General features: G+C 63.4%; 19 protein-coding genes. 12 read left to right on the top strand and 7 right to left on the bottom strand.

Annotated features, from left to right (window positions below):
• The first annotated feature begins 4 nt into the window (after positions 1 to 4).
• The 10 genes from BJP62_RS04905 (at position 5) to BJP62_RS04950 (ending at position 8,663) form a co-directional block, all read left to right on the top strand.
• On the top strand, positions 5 to 637 hold the full coding sequence (locus BJP62_RS04905; RefSeq protein ID WP_070527258.1) for a hypothetical protein: 633 nt from the start codon (positions 5 to 7) through the stop codon (positions 635 to 637).
• Positions 638 to 646: 9 nt separating this feature from the next.
• Positions 647 to 1,147, top strand: coding sequence for a DUF6511 domain-containing protein (locus BJP62_RS04910; RefSeq protein ID WP_070527261.1), 501 nt, complete (start codon positions 647 to 649; stop codon positions 1,145 to 1,147).
• Positions 1,144 to 1,881, top strand: a complete 738-nt coding sequence (locus BJP62_RS04915; RefSeq protein ID WP_070527263.1) for a hypothetical protein — start codon at positions 1,144 to 1,146, stop codon at positions 1,879 to 1,881. The genes BJP62_RS04910 and BJP62_RS04915 overlap by 4 nt, the downstream gene beginning before the upstream one ends.
• The gene (locus BJP62_RS04920; RefSeq protein ID WP_070527266.1) at positions 1,878 to 2,132 is read left to right on the top strand and encodes a hypothetical protein; all 255 of its coding nucleotides are present in this window, start codon (positions 1,878 to 1,880) and stop codon (positions 2,130 to 2,132) included. The genes BJP62_RS04915 and BJP62_RS04920 overlap by 4 nt, the downstream gene beginning before the upstream one ends.
• Positions 2,129 to 4,420 (top strand): phage/plasmid primase, P4 family, encoded by a 2,292-nt coding sequence (locus BJP62_RS04925; RefSeq protein ID WP_070527269.1) that lies wholly within the window; start codon positions 2,129 to 2,131, stop codon positions 4,418 to 4,420. Before BJP62_RS04920 ends, BJP62_RS04925 begins: the two co-directional genes overlap by 4 nt.
• Before the next feature lie 125 nt (positions 4,421 to 4,545).
• On the top strand, positions 4,546 to 5,010 hold the full coding sequence (locus BJP62_RS04930) for a crossover junction endodeoxyribonuclease RuvC (RefSeq protein WP_070527272.1): 465 nt from the start codon (positions 4,546 to 4,548) through the stop codon (positions 5,008 to 5,010).
• Position 5,011: 1 nt separating this feature from the next.
• The gene (locus BJP62_RS04935) at positions 5,012 to 5,221 is read left to right on the top strand and encodes a hypothetical protein (protein ID WP_070527274.1); all 210 of its coding nucleotides are present in this window, start codon (positions 5,012 to 5,014) and stop codon (positions 5,219 to 5,221) included.
• Positions 5,214 to 5,627 carry a DUF6362 family protein gene (locus BJP62_RS04940; RefSeq protein ID WP_070527277.1) on the top strand — a complete coding sequence of 138 codons (414 nt, stop codon included), beginning with the start codon at positions 5,214 to 5,216 and terminating at the stop codon, positions 5,625 to 5,627. Before BJP62_RS04935 ends, BJP62_RS04940 begins: the two co-directional genes overlap by 8 nt.
• 376 nt (positions 5,628 to 6,003) lie before the next feature.
• Complete coding sequence (locus tag BJP62_RS04945) at positions 6,004 to 7,425, top strand: site-specific DNA-methyltransferase (protein WP_070527280.1); 1,422 nt, start codon at positions 6,004 to 6,006, stop codon at positions 7,423 to 7,425.
• On the top strand, positions 7,422 to 8,663 hold the full coding sequence (locus tag BJP62_RS04950) for a site-specific DNA-methyltransferase (protein WP_070527283.1): 1,242 nt from the start codon (positions 7,422 to 7,424) through the stop codon (positions 8,661 to 8,663). The genes BJP62_RS04945 and BJP62_RS04950 overlap by 4 nt, the downstream gene beginning before the upstream one ends.
• Here BJP62_RS04950 and BJP62_RS17875 read toward each other — a convergent pair.
• From BJP62_RS17875 to BJP62_RS04980, 7 genes are all read right to left on the bottom strand, one after another.
• Positions 8,623 to 8,847, bottom strand: a complete 225-nt coding sequence (locus tag BJP62_RS17875) for a hypothetical protein (RefSeq protein ID WP_083300710.1) — start codon at positions 8,845 to 8,847, stop codon at positions 8,623 to 8,625. The two genes, BJP62_RS04950 and BJP62_RS17875, sit on opposite strands and share 41 nt — an antisense overlap.
• On the bottom strand, positions 8,847 to 9,209 hold the full coding sequence (locus BJP62_RS04955) for a hypothetical protein (protein ID WP_070527286.1): 363 nt from the start codon (positions 9,207 to 9,209) through the stop codon (positions 8,847 to 8,849). The genes BJP62_RS17875 and BJP62_RS04955 overlap by 1 nt, the downstream gene beginning before the upstream one ends.
• Positions 9,210 to 9,309: 100 nt before the next feature.
• Positions 9,310 to 9,669, bottom strand: a complete 360-nt coding sequence (locus BJP62_RS04960; RefSeq protein ID WP_070527289.1) for a hypothetical protein — start codon at positions 9,667 to 9,669, stop codon at positions 9,310 to 9,312.
• A 93-nt stretch (positions 9,670 to 9,762) separates the two neighbouring features.
• Positions 9,763 to 9,981: a hypothetical protein gene (locus BJP62_RS04965; protein WP_070527292.1), complete on the bottom strand. Its 219-nt coding sequence runs from the start codon at positions 9,979 to 9,981 to the stop codon at positions 9,763 to 9,765.
• A 92-nt stretch (positions 9,982 to 10,073) separates the two neighbouring features.
• Entirely contained in the window at positions 10,074 to 10,595 is a 522-nt protein-coding gene (locus BJP62_RS04970) for a DUF3489 domain-containing protein (protein WP_070527295.1), read from the bottom strand.
• A 94-nt stretch (positions 10,596 to 10,689) separates the two neighbouring features.
• Positions 10,690 to 10,896 carry a hypothetical protein gene (locus BJP62_RS04975; RefSeq protein WP_070527297.1) on the bottom strand — a complete coding sequence of 69 codons (207 nt, stop codon included), beginning with the start codon at positions 10,894 to 10,896 and terminating at the stop codon, positions 10,690 to 10,692.
• 92 nt (positions 10,897 to 10,988) lie between these two features.
• Positions 10,989 to 11,255: a hypothetical protein gene (locus tag BJP62_RS04980; protein ID WP_070532313.1), complete on the bottom strand. Its 267-nt coding sequence runs from the start codon at positions 11,253 to 11,255 to the stop codon at positions 10,989 to 10,991.
• A gap of 118 nt (positions 11,256 to 11,373) precedes the next feature.
• Between BJP62_RS04980 and BJP62_RS04985 the strand changes: the two genes are divergently transcribed.
• Complete coding sequence (locus tag BJP62_RS04985) at positions 11,374 to 11,910, top strand: elements of external origin (protein ID WP_070527300.1); 537 nt, start codon at positions 11,374 to 11,376, stop codon at positions 11,908 to 11,910.
• The gene (locus tag BJP62_RS04990; protein WP_070527303.1) at positions 11,910 to 13,871 is read left to right on the top strand and encodes a phage terminase large subunit family protein; all 1,962 of its coding nucleotides are present in this window, start codon (positions 11,910 to 11,912) and stop codon (positions 13,869 to 13,871) included. The genes BJP62_RS04985 and BJP62_RS04990 overlap by 1 nt, the downstream gene beginning before the upstream one ends.
• The last annotated feature ends 9 nt before the right edge of the window (positions 13,872 to 13,880 follow it).

The raw sequence follows: 13,880 nt of genomic DNA on the forward strand, positions 1-13,880 counted from the left end.
CGCCATGACCACCAACAACTGGAATGACTTCAACGACGCCGAATCACAGCAGTCCGGTTTCGAACTGATCCCAAAAGGCACCGCCGTCCCGGTGCGCATGACCCTCAAGCCCGGAGGTTATGACGACCCGTCGCAGGGCTGGGGCGGCGGTTACGCCACCGAATCCTTCGACACTGGCTCCATCTACCTCGCCGCCGAATTCGTGGTCACTGCTGGCGATCATGCCAAACGCAAGATGTGGAGCAACATCGGCCTGCACTCCCCAAAGGGGCCGACCTGGGGGCAGATGGGGCGCAGCTTCCTTCGCGCCGCGCTCAACAGCGCCCGCAACGTCAACCCGCAGGACAACAGCCAGCAGGCCGCTGCCGCCCGCCGCATCCAAGGCTTCCACGAACTGGATGGTCTGGAGTTCCTGGCCCGCGTGGACATCGAGAAGGACGCCAAGGGCCAAGACCGCAACGTGGTCAAGCTGGCGGTCGAACCCGATCACCCCGACTACGCCAAGTTGATGGGCGTGCCCTCCAAGGGCAGCTCCGGCGGTGGCACCTCCGGCACGCCAGCGCAGGCAGCCCCTGCGTATCAGGCATCCACCCCTCAACGCGCACCCGTGACGGGCAAACCGTCATGGGCTCAGTAAGGGGGGCGAATGAAATGCTGGGTCTGCAAACGACAGGCTCGGGGATTCGGCCACACCGACAACCGTCACGGTGTCGGCAATCCCCGGCGCTATCCCATCGACTGGGTGTTCTGCTCGCAGCGTTGCCAGAACGCGTTTCACGCGCTGTACGGCAACTGGCTGCGGGTCAAGGATGGCCGCACAGACACCAAGGAGGTCGCCATGATCGATCCATCTGACGTCGAACTGGCTGCGATGAAGAAATGCCTCAAAGCCTTCGGCGAGGCAGCGGGCGGGATCGGCTTCGCCAAACCACTGGGCGACTACTCCGAAGCCGAGGCGCTGCAGGTGATCGACGCCATCGTCACTTGCTACACCGAAGCAATGATCGAGCACCACGAGGAGAGCAAGTACCCGCCGGTGCGCGGCATGACGCCCATGCCCGATCCCATGACCGCGAGTGCTGCCAACCCGTTCGCCGATCTGGAGGACGACCTGCCTTGGGATGAACCGAAGGGGAAGAAGCCATGATCGACTTCAACTCCTCATCGAGCATCTCGGGTCAGGTCACCAGCTTGGTGGACACGGGCATGCAGCAGGCCCGCGCCCGCCAGTCCGAACGCCAGTACCTCGGGGCCTCGCGTCTGGGCGTGACCTGCGAGCGCGCGCTGCAGTTCGAGTACGCCAAGGCTCCTATCGACCACGGGCGCGGCACACCGGGCCGGATGCTGCGCATCTTCGAGCGCGGCCATGTCATGGAGGATTGCATGGTCGCGTGGCTGCGGGACGCAGGTTTCGACCTGCGCACCCGCAAGGCCGATGGTGAGCAATTCGGTTTCTCCGTGGCCGATGGCCGCCTGCAGGGCCACATCGACGGCGTCATCGTCGGTGGCCCGGAGGGCTTCGCCTATCCCGCGCTCTGGGAATGCAAATGCTTGGGCAACAAATCCTGGAGCGATCTGGAGAAGAAAGGCCTGGCCATCTCCAAGCCCATCTACGCCGCGCAAGTGGCGATCTACCAAGCCTATCTCGAACTGCACGAGCACCCGGCAATCTTCACGGCGCTCAACGCCGACACGATGGAGATCTACACCGAGGCCGTGCCCTTTGACGCAGCCCTTGCCCAGCGCATGTCGGATCGGGCGGTGAAGGTCATCACGGCGACCGAGGCGGGAGAACTCCTGCCGCGCGCCTTCAATGACCCGACCCATTTCGAATGCCGGATGTGCGCGTGGCAAGACCGCTGCTGGAGGACACCAGCATGACCGACAACAACACTCCGGCGAATGCCATCGAACCGATGATCGACGCCAAGCAGGCCGCCGCCGCACTGCGCCTGCCGTACTACTGGTTCGCCGACCACGCCATGCGCAGCAAGTACCGGATTCCGCACTACTTGATGGGCGGTCTGGTGCGCTACCGTTTGTCTGAACTCTCAGCGTGGGCCACGCGCAGCACTGCCGTACAAGACCGTGATGCTCAGGATGCGGACGCACCTGTCGAGGGGGCCGAATGATCGACTTCAACGACACCACTCAAACTGCGGAGCACGACCGGGAATCTCAGCGCGACGAGATCCGTGCCGAATTGATCGCGCGACTGGACTCGGTGCTGACCACGATGTTTCCGGCAGGCAAGAAGCGCCGGGGCAAGTTCCTCATTGGCGACACCCTTGGCAGCCCGGGCGACAGCCTCGAGGTGGTGCTCGAGGGCGAGAAGGCAGGACTGTGGATGGATCGTGCCACCGGCGACGGCGGAGACATCTTTGCACTGATCGCCGCTTACCTTGGGGCCAATGTCCACACCGACTTCCTCCGGGTGCTCGACGAGGCCGCCGATCTGCTCGGGCGTGCTCGGTCGGTGCCGGTGCGCAAAGCCAAGATGGAAGCCCCGGTCGACGATCTCGGCCCGGCCACGGCGAAGTGGGACTACTTCGATACCACCGGCAAACTGATCGCAGTCGTGTACCGCTACGACCCGCCCGGGCGCAAGAAGGAGTTCCGGCCTTGGGATGCCAAGCGGCGCAAGATGGCTCCACCCGATCCGCGCCCGCTGTACAACCAGCCTGGGCTGGCTGCTGCTGGCCACGTCGTGCTGGTCGAGGGCGAGAAGTGCGCGCAGGCCTTGATCGCCATCGGCGTGGTGGCAACCACGGCGATGCATGGTGCGAACGCCCCGGTCGACAAGACCGACTGGTCGCCTCTGGCGGGCAAGTCGGTGCTGATCTGGCCCGACCGGGATGCGCCGGGCTGGGATTACGCCGACCGTGCATCGCAGGCGATCCTGAACGCGGGCGCGACCACGGTCGCCATCCTGGTGCCGCCCGACGACAAGCTGGATGGCTGGGACGCAGCCGATGCCATCCCCGAGGGCTTCGACGTCGGTGGCTTCCTCGCCGTCGGCGAACGGATGCCGGTGATGCGCTCGGTCGAGGAAACACCGCCTCCCGATCTTCTGACCGGCGTCGACTGGACGACGGAAGACGGTCTGTCCTCGGCCTTCACCCGCCGCTATGGCGAAGACTGGCGCTACTGCGCGCTGTGGGGCAAATGGCTGGTCTGGACGGGCGTGCGCTGGAATCCCGATCAGGTGCTCTACGTGTCTCACCTCGCACGCGGCATCTGCCGGATGGCTTCGCTCAAGGCGGATAGCCCCCGGCTCACGGGCAAGCTGGCCAGCTCCGCCACGATTTCGTCCGTCGAGAAAATCGCACGCTCCGATCCCAAGCACGCATCCACCGCCGAGGAGTGGGATGCCGACGTCTGGGCGCTCAACACCCCGGGCGGCGTGATTGATCTGCGCACGGGCAGGATGCGACCGCACCGGCGCGATGACCGGATGACCAAGGTGGCCACCGCCACACCGCAGGGCGACAGCCAGACGTGGCGCACATTCCTGGCTGACGTCACTGGCGGTGACGCCGAGCTGATGGCCTACCTGCAACTGATGGTCGGCTACTGCCTGACGGGCGTGACCAGCGAGCACGCGCTGTTCTTTCTTTACGGCACGGGCGCGAACGGCAAGTCGGTGTTCGTCAACGTGCTGACCACCATCTTGGGCGACTACGCGGCCAACGCACCGATGGACACGTTCATGGAGGCGCGCACCGACCGGCACCCGACCGATCTGGCGGGCCTGCGTGGCGCACGCTTCGTGTCATCCATCGAAACCGAGCAGGGTCGACGCTGGAACGAATCCAAGGTCAAGGCCATCACCGGTGGCGACAAGGTGTCTGCGCGCTTCATGCGCCAGGACTTCTTCGAGTACGTGCCGCAGTTCAAGTTGGTGATCGCGGGCAATCACAAGCCCTCGATCCGTAACGTAGACGAGGCGATGAAGCGGCGACTGCACCTGATCCCTTTCACGGTGACGATCCCGCCCGAGCGCCGCGACGGCAGGCTGACCGAGAAACTGCTCAAGGAACGGGACGGCATTCTGGCGTGGGCAGTCGAGGGCTGCAGTCTTTGGCAACGCCAGGGTCTGAAGCCGCCCGCCAGCGTGGTGTCGGCAACCGAGGAGTATTTCGAAGCCGAGGACGCGCTCGGGCAGTGGATCGAAGAGCGCTGTCTGCTGGCCAAGTCCCACCGCGAAGGCGTTTCCGAACTGTTCGCCGACTGGCGCGAATGGGCTGAGCGCGCAGGCGAGTACGTGGGCTCGGTCAAGCGTTTCTCCGAACTGATGGCAACCCGCAAGTTCGAGAAATGTCGGCTGACCGGGGGCGCTCGCGGCATCACAGGCATCGCCCTCAGACCCAAGCCCTATCACCCACAAAGTGGCCATGGCTTCCCCTACCGAGATGACTGAGCAATCCGGGCGAGTGACGGATTTGACGGGTTTCCTGATTGACGCGCTACGCGTGCGCGCACGTAAAGGCTGTTATCCCAAGAACCCGTCGCATCCGTCACTCGCCCCCGAACTGGAGCACGACGATGAACACAACGATCCTGGCCCTTGATCTGGGCACACACACCGGGTGGGCTCTGCAGCACCTGGACGGCACCATCACCAGTGGCACCGAGCACTTCAAACCGCAACGATTCGAGGGTGGCGGAATGCGCTTCCTTCGCTTCAAGCGCTGGCTCAATGAACTGCTCTCGGCCAGCAACCACATCAACGCGGTGTTCTTCGAGGAAGTTCGACGGCACGCGGGCGTTGATGCGGCACACGCCTACGGCGGTTTCATGGGGCACCTGACTGCGTGGTGTGAGCATCACAACATCCCATACCAAGGCGTTCCGGTCGGCACGATCAAGAAGCACGCGACCGGCAAGGGAAACGCGGGCAAGGACGAAATGATCGCGTCCGTTCAATCGCGCGGCTATGCCCCGACCGACGACAACGAAGCCGATGCCCTAGCGCTATTGCACTGGGCGGTCGAGACGCAGGAGGTGTGACGTGAAGGTTCCGACACCCCAATACCGCTGCCCCCTCGGTCGTCTGCAACCTCAAGCCACGGATCTGAATGCGATCAAGGAACGTGGCTGGCATGACCAGCGCATCTTGGTCGTCTCCGCTGACGACGAACGCCTCGACTGGATGGAGCGCGAACTGGTGCGCCAGATCGGCGAGCGCCTCTACGGTGCGGGAGGACGACACCATGGCTGACCGTCGCAACGCGTGGACAATCGAGGACGTAGCCGCTCGCTTCGAAGAGGCGGCCAGCACTGCACGCCGTTTGCCACCCGTGCGGGTGCAGGGCTACTTCAACTGCTGGCCTGCGATCAAACGCATGTCCTGGGAAAACCTCGGCGCGGAACCGGCGGTCTACCGCTTTCCTCCTGACCCTGCCGCCATCGAGCGGATGCTGGAGGTCATGCGCTGGGTTCAATGGCTGGAGGAAGAACACAGGCACTTGGTCTGGATGCGGGCCAAGCGCTACGGGTGGCGAGACATCACGATCCGCTTCGCCTGCGACCGCACGACGGCATGGCGGCATTGGCAGCGGGCATTGCAGACGGTCGCCGACCACCTCAATGCCGCGCACGTCGGTGTCACGCTACGCGCACAGTGAACACGCTCCGCGCAGCGAGACGACGAGGTGCGCTCCAAAAACGTGGGCAATTTAGGGTAATGCTTGCCGTGTTTGTCCTCGCCTTGCCTTGTTTGTCCGTTTCGAGGCTCCGCAGCCCTGCAACAAAACGGGCCGGTCGGGGGTAGTATTTCAGCTATCTTCTGGACAGAGGTGACGGCAGAGGGAGCCACCCGGAAATCAACGGGTCCTTCCTGGCCAAAAGCCAATGCGGGGGGCGACAGCGCGGCGCTTTTTTAGCGTCAGGGTGCGAACCAAGGTTCGCACGGTTCGCAGTTCGCACCCCGCCAGTTCGCACCAACCCCCAAACCCGCCCACGGTTTCCGTCGGCGGGTTTTCTATTTTCAGGACACCACCTTTGAATACGCTCAACGTCGAGTACCGCGAGGTCAAGGCGCTGATTCCCTACGCCCGCAATCCGCGCACGCATTCCGAAGCGCAGATTGCCAAGATCGCCGCCAGCATCGTCGAATACGGCTGGACGAACCCGGTCTTGGTCGATGGCGACAACGGCATCATCGCGGGCCACGGTCGTCTGGCTGCTGCACGCAAGCTGGGGCTGGATCAGGTGCCGGTGATCGAATTGACCCACCTCACCACCGCACAAAAGCGAGCCCTCGTCATCGCCGACAACCGGCTGGCGCTTGATGCGGGTTGGGACGAAGAGATGCTGGCGCTGGAACTGGCGGAGCTTTCGGAAGCTGGTTACGAGCTGGCGCTGACCGGCTTCGAAAACATCGAGATCGACGCACTGCTGGCAGATGCCGTCTCCCCTGAAGAGGAACCGGCAGCGCAGGATGAAGCAGACGCTGACGAACCCGATGCGGCAGACGACGTGCCTGATACGCCGGTGGTACCGGTGTCGCGCGTGGGTGATGTTTGGGCCATCGGATCGCACCGATTGATTTGCGGCGACGCCACCGACCGGACGGCGGTCGCTACGCTGATGCAGGGTGACACCGCGCGTCTGTGCTTCACCTCGCCGCCGTATGGCAATCAACGCGACTACATCTCCGGCGGCATCGGCGACTGGGATGCACTGATGCGCGGGGTGTTCGGCCATCTGCCGATGGCCGATGACGGCCAGGTATTGGTCAATCTCGGGCTGATCCATCGCGACAATGAAGTCATCCCGTATTGGGATGCGTGGCTCGGATGGATGCGCGCAGAGGGCTGGCGGCGTTTCGCGTGGTACGTCTGGGATCAGGGGCCGGGCATGCCCGGCGATTGGCAAGGCCGACTGGCCCCGAGCTTCGAGTTCGTTTTTCACTTCAATCGCAGCACCCGCAAACCCAACAAGATTGTGCCCTGCAAGCATGCAGGTCAGGAATCGCACCTGCGCGCTGACGGGTCGTCCACGGCGATGCGCGGCAAGGATGGAGAGGTCGGCGGCTGGACGCACAAGGGCCAGCCGACGCAGGACACCCGCATCCCCGACTCGGTGATCCGCGTGATGCGCCACAAGGGCAAGATTGGTCAGGACATCGATCACCCCGCCGTCTTCCCGGTGGCGTTGCCTGAGTTCGCCATCGAGTCCTACACGGATTCGGGCGACATCGTGTTCGAGCCGTTTGGCGGCAGTGGTTCCACGATGCTGGCCGCGCAGCGCACTGGTCGTATCTGTTGCAGCGTCGAGATCGCGCCGGAGTATGTGGATGTCGCCATCAAGCGCTTCCAGCAGAACCACCCGGGCGTGCCGGTCACGCTGTTTGCCACGGGCCAGTCCTTCGACGACGTTGCTCAAGACCGTCTGGCCACCACCACGGAGGCAGAACAATGAACGCCTCCTGGTTGGCAGACAAGATCGAGCAGTGGCCAACCGCCAAACTGCTGCCCTATGCCCGCAATGCGCGGACGCACTCGGATGATCAGGTGGCGCTGATCGCCGCGTCGATTGCCGAGTTCGGATTCACCAATCCGATCCTGGCCGGAAGCGACGGCATCATCGTTGCCGGGCACGGACGCTTGGCCGCTGCGCAGAAGCTCGGGCTGGAGATCGTGCCCGTGGTCGTGCTCGATCACCTGAATCCGACTCAGCGCCGCGCCTTGGTCATCGCAGACAACCGGATCGCCGAAAACGCAGGCTGGGATGACGCGATGCTGCGCATCGAACTGGAGTCCCTTCAGCTCGATGGCTTTGACATCGACCTGACCGGCTTCGACGCCGACGCGCTGGCCGAACTGATCGCGGGCGACGAGCCGGACAACCAAGGCCAGACCGACGAGGATGCGGTACCGATGGTTGGCGAGATACCGATCTCGCGCCCGGGCGATGTCTGGATCATGGGCAAGCACCGATTGCTTTGTGGTGACTCGACCGTGGCAGAAAGCTACGACCGGCTGATGCAAGGCGAAGTGGCAGACATGGTATTCACCGACCCGCCATACAACGTGAACTACGCCAACTCTGCCCGCGACAAGATGCGCGGCAAGGATCGCGCGATCCTCAACGACAACTTGGGTGATGGCTTCTACGATTTCCTGCTGGCAGCGCTGACGCCGACAGTCGCGCACTGCCGGGGCGGCATCTACGTGGCGATGTCGTCCAGCGAACTGGATGTGCTGCAGGCGGCCTTCCGCGCCGCCGGCGGCAAGTGGTCGACCTTCATCATCTGGGCCAAGAACACCTTCACGCTGGGACGTGCTGACTACCAGCGCCAGTACGAACCGATTCTGTACGGCTGGCCCGAGGGTGCGCAGCGCCACTGGTGCGGTGACCGCGATCAGGGCGATGTGTGGAATATCAAGAAGCCGCAGAAGAACGATCTTCATCCGACGATGAAGCCGGTGGAGCTGGTCGAGCGGGCGATCCGCAATTCGAGCCGCCCGGGTAACGTAGTGCTCGATCCGTTCGGCGGTTCTGGCACGACGCTGATTGCTGCAGAGAAATCTGGGCGCGTCGCACGGCTGATCGAACTCGATCCGAAGTATGTGGACGTGATCGTGCGCCGGTGGGAAGACTTCACCGGCCAGACGGCTATCCGCGCGGCAGCAGACCAGGAGGTGTGCGCCAGTTGAATGGCTGACCGGGCTGCGTGGCCTCTTCTTCCTCCGCAATGCGCCGCAGGATTTGCATCGTGGCGAGATCGCGGGGCAACGCTGTGCACATCACGCGCACAGCCTGTTCGATGGAGACGTCTGGACGCCGATTGGCAATCAGCCAACGCAGTGCCTGCTCCCGTTCGGCGGCGGGCGTTTTCATCAGGCGGCCAGCTCGTCGCAGATTTCGCAGTGGATCACAAAGCCCGTCAGGTAAGGCAGACCGCGCGGGATGCCGTACTGCTTGCTGGTCTGGCGGCCAATCGTCCAGCCCATCCAACGTTGGGTGGCGGCGTTGATCGCATCCAGCAATGCGTGGCCTTGGTACAAGCCGCTCTGGACATCGTCGGCAAAGTGGCGTCCGTGACGGCTGTCGAGGAAAATCCGCACCGATTCGAGGGGCTGGCTGGTGGCATCCGAGATGGCGGTCATCGCCAATGGCCATGCGGCGCTGGCGTGTTCGTTCATCGTGCCCCAAAAGCCCCAGTCAGTGTTCTGGGTGGCGGGGATCTGGTTGGTGGTCATGGCGCTTTCTCCTTCAGGTTGATCGTTGCGACACCTGTAGTAACGCGCTGTTCGATTGAGAAGCCAAGCTGTTCCTGGCTTCTTTCTCGATCAATGTCGATCACCCGAGACGGGCCACGTAGCGGGCGTAATCACCGCCCTCGGGATTGACGTAAAGGTAGGGACGCCCGGGTGCGGTGACCTCGACGCAGAGATACCCGTCGCCAGTGCCACCGCCCTTGCCGCGCAGCCAGTCGCGAGACACCAGCAGGCTGCGCGCAAAGTCGTCGAATTCGGTGGTGGTGAGCTCCTTGGTTTCAGTGACGAAGACCTTGTGCTGGTCGCTCCCGCCCAGTTCGCCGAGGTCGGCAGGCTTGCGTGCAAACGGCAGGCGGATGCTCAACTCCTCGACCTGGAGGCTCTGGCCTCCAAACTGCAGGGTGCGCGGGGTGCGTTCGATGGTGATGGTCATGGTGCTCATGGCGGTTTTCCTTGCGTGGCGTCGTCAATCACGACACCAGCATGAACGCGCTGTTCAAGCAGGAAGCCAAGCGAGGCTTGGCCTCTTTATCGATCATTCGACGAGGTAGAGATTTGCCTCGTCCAATTCCTCGGTGTAACCCGCCTTGTGCAACACGAGCACCTTGCCGTCGCGCCAGCCCCGGACGATGCCGGTGCGGCGCACCTGCTCGATGCGGGTGCTGTGGTGGCCTGTGCTGATGTTGCGGCTGATGTAGTAAGCGACGCGGTCGCCTTTCTTGAGAGTGTGTTTGATGCTCTCGATGGTGGTCATGGTGTTCTCCGGGTTGATCGTTTCGACACCCGTATGAACGCGCTGGTGGCGAGAGAAGCCAAGCTATTCATGGCCACCCTCGCCATCAGTTTTCAGGCGATGCGGTAGACCCGCTCGCCACCCTGCGGCTTGTCGGACGTGATGGTCAGGCCGAGCTTTTTCTTGAAGGCTCCGGCAAAGGTGCCGCGCACGGTGTGCGCCTGCCAGCCGGTGGTCATGCAGATCTGGCCAATGGTCGCTCCCTCTGGGCGTTGCAGCATCCGGATCACTTCGGCCTGCTTGCTGTTCTCGCGGGTGCGCGGTTTGCTTGGCTCCGCTGCGCTGTCCTTGGCCCACGTGGCCTCGGCTGCCGTCACGGCTACCTCGATCTCGGGGTCGGCCTCCAGAGGCGCAGGTGCGGGACGAGCGCACCCCATTGCGTCGTAACCCTCGGCGGCAACGAACCAGTTGGTGCCGTCGGTGGTAATCAGGGCGCGGTTGAACAGGCCGTCGAGCACTTTCTTGCGTGCGCCGCCTTTGAGGTTGTCGGGGAACCAATCGATCTTGCCGCTTGTGTTGTGGATGGCGTAGGCCAGGACGGAATGTTGGGAAAGGGTCAGTTGTGTGGTGGTCATGATCTGCTCCTTCGGGGTGGTTGATGACGATGTGATGAACGCGCTGTTCGGCAATGAAGCCAAGCGTTTCCTGCTTGGCTTGCTGCGCTTTCGATCAGTCCTTGGCGATTTCCGATTCCGTGGCCTTGGGCATCGATGCGCCAAGTTCAACGCCCGCCTTGAAGGCGGCCTCCAGTGCGTCCTTGATGCACCAGACCGCCGTGTCGTGGAAATCGAGGCTGTCTGATCTGCGCGTTTCCAGCGTCTCGATGCCGAGGTGCTTCTGCGCGATCAGGGTGAGAATAGTTTCGATCTGGCTCATGTCCGTGTCCTTCGATGGTGTTGATGACGAACGTATGAACGCGCTGTCTTGGATTGAAGCCAAGCTGCTCCTGCTTGGTTTCACATCGGGTTTCAGCGGCTGCGCAATGCGGCAATTCCTACCTGCGCCAGATCCAAAGCAGCACAGCGAAATGCGTTTTCCGCAGCCCAGGGCGCGATGCGCACGTCCTCAAGCATCTGGTCAATGACGGTGGCGCTTTTGGCACGCATGGCGGCACAAGCGATTTCAAGATCGTCTCGGTTGGCGGTGGACACTTCCTCGCGGCAGGTGCGCACCAGCACTGTGAGTGCTGCGTCTGCGAGTTTTTTGGCCAGGGTGTCGAGGTTGCTGATGTCCATCATTCGTCCTTTCCAGATGTGATTGCGATGACGTGATGAACGCGCTGTTCCCGATGGAAGCCAAGATCAATCCGCAGGAATGACGAACGAATGATTGAAGGTGCCCCGAAGGGGAAATATGGGTATTTCGATTCGTGCCTACGCACGCCACCGAGGGGTGTCCGATGCAGCGGTGCGCAAGGCCATCGCTGCGGGACGGATCACGCCGGAGGCAGACGGAACGATTGATGCCGAGCGTGTCGACCGCGAATGGGCGCGCAACTCCGATGCGCCGCGCAATGGAACCGCCGCCCGTGCGGTCAAGGTCGCCGTGCCGGAATCCGGCAGCACAACGAGTGATGGGCCAGCAGCGTTGCCAGCAGGTGGCACGTCCTTGCTTCAGGCGCGCACGGTCAACGAAGTGGTTAAGGCGCAAACCAACAAGGTGCGTCTGGCCCGCCTCAAAGGCGAGCTGGTGGATCGGCCGCAGGCCATCGCCCACGTTTTCAAACTGGCTCGCTCCGAACGCGATGCCTGGCTCAACTGGCCTGCGCGCATCTCGGCGCAGATGGCGGCCAAGCTTGGCGTCGATCCGCACACGATGCACATCGCCCTGGAGGCGGCGGTGCGCGAGCACCTGCAGGAACTGGGCGAGATGCGCCCAAGGGTGGATTGATGGACATGGACTACGAAGGCGCTGCCGAGATCGAACGCGCATGGCGTGAAGGACTGACGCCCGACCCGCTGCTCACCGTGTCTGAATGGTCGGATCGCCACCGGATGCTTTCCAGCAAGGCATCCGCCGAGCCCGGGCGCTGGCGCACCAGTCGTACGCCGTACCTGAAAGCGATCATGGATTGCCTGTCGCCGACCTCACCGGTCGAGCGCGTGGTGTTCATGAAGGCCGCCCAGCTCGGCGCGACCGAGATGGGATCGAACTGGATCGGCTATGTGATCCATCACGCGCCCGGGCCGATGATGGCGGTGTGGCCGACGGTGGAGATGGCCAAGCGCAACTCCAAACAGCGGATCGACCCGCTGATCGAGGAATCGGCGGCGTTGGCCGAGTTGATTGCACCGGCGCGTTCGCGCGACTCGGGCAACACCATTCTGGCCAAGGAGTTCCGTGGGGGCGTGTTGGTGATGACCGGGGCCAACAGCGCGGTCGGTCTGCGTTCGATGCCGGTGCGCTATCTGTTCCTCGATGAGGTCGACGGTTATCCGTTGGACGTCGAGGGTGAAGGCGACGCAATCTCGCTGGCCGAAGCCCGTACACGCACCTTCGCGCGGCGCAAGATCTTCATCGTCTCGACACCGACGATCTCGGGGGCGAGCGCCATTGAGCGCGAGTACGAGGCCAGCGACCAGCGCCGCTATTTCGTGCCGTGCCCACATTGCTCGCACCGGCAGTGGCTGCGTTTCGAGCAGCTGCGCTGGGACAAAGGGCAACCGGAGACCGCTTCCTACATCTGCGAGTCGTGTGACACCGCGATTGCCGAGCACCACAAGACGTGGATGCTGGAGCACGGCGAGTGGCGCGCGATGATCACCGATGGCGCGGGGAAGACGGCGGGCTTTCACCTGTCGTCGCTGTACAGCCCAGTCGGCTGGCGTGCGTGGCGTGAGATCGCCGCTGCGTGGGAGAGTGCAATCAGCAAGGAATCAGGATCGGCCGCTGCCATCAAGACCTTCAAGAACACCGAGCTGGGCGAGACCTGGGTCGAAGAAGGTGAAGCGCCGGACTGGCAACGGCTGGTCGAGCGCCGCGAGGACTACCGCGTCGGCACCGTGCCGCAAGGCGGTCTACTCGTGGTGGGCGCTGCCGACGTGCAAAAGGATCGTATCGAGGCCTCCGTCTGGGCTTTCGGGCGTGGCAAGGAGTCGTGGCTGGTCGAGCACCGCGTGCTGATGGGCGACACCGCCCGCGACACGGTATGGAAGCGCCTTGCAGAGATGCTCTCTGAATCGTGGACGCACACCTCGGGCGCGGCGATGCCGTTGGCGCGCTTTGCGCTGGATACCGGCTTTGCCACGCAGGAAGCCTACGCCTTTGTGCGGGCCTGCCGCGATCCTCGCGTGATGGCGGTCAAGGGTGTGCCACGTGGTGCAGCCCTGATCGGGACGCCAACTGCCGTCGATATGTCGCAGGGCGGCAAGAAGCTGCGCCGGGGCATCAAGGTGTATTCGGTGGCGGTGAGCATCGCCAAGCTGGAGTTCTACAACAACCTGCGCAAGAGCGCCGATGTCGGCGAGGACGGATCGACCCCGGTGTTTCCAGCCGGGTTCGTCCATCTGCCCAAGATCGACGCCGAGTTCATCCAGCAACTCTGCGCGGAGCAACTGATCACCCGTCGTGACCGCAACGGTTTCCCGGTGCGCGAGTGGCAAAAGATGCGTGAGCGCAATGAAGCGCTTGACTGCTACGTCTACGCCCGCGCGGCCGCATCGGCGGCGGGACTGGATCGCTTCGAGGAACGCCACTGGCGGGAACTGGAGCGACAACTGGGGCTGGTCAGTCCGCCAGCTCCCGAAACACCAACTGAATCGATCAACGAGGCCACACAACGCGGTGGCCTCGCTGCTTCTGGCAACCGCAACACCGGTCGGCGCGTGATCAAAAGCCGCTGGCTGTCCTGACACCTCAAG

The organism is Jeongeupia sp. USM3, assembly GCF_001808185.1.
In the GTDB taxonomy this organism is placed as follows: Bacteria; Pseudomonadota; Gammaproteobacteria; order Burkholderiales; family Chitinibacteraceae; genus Jeongeupia.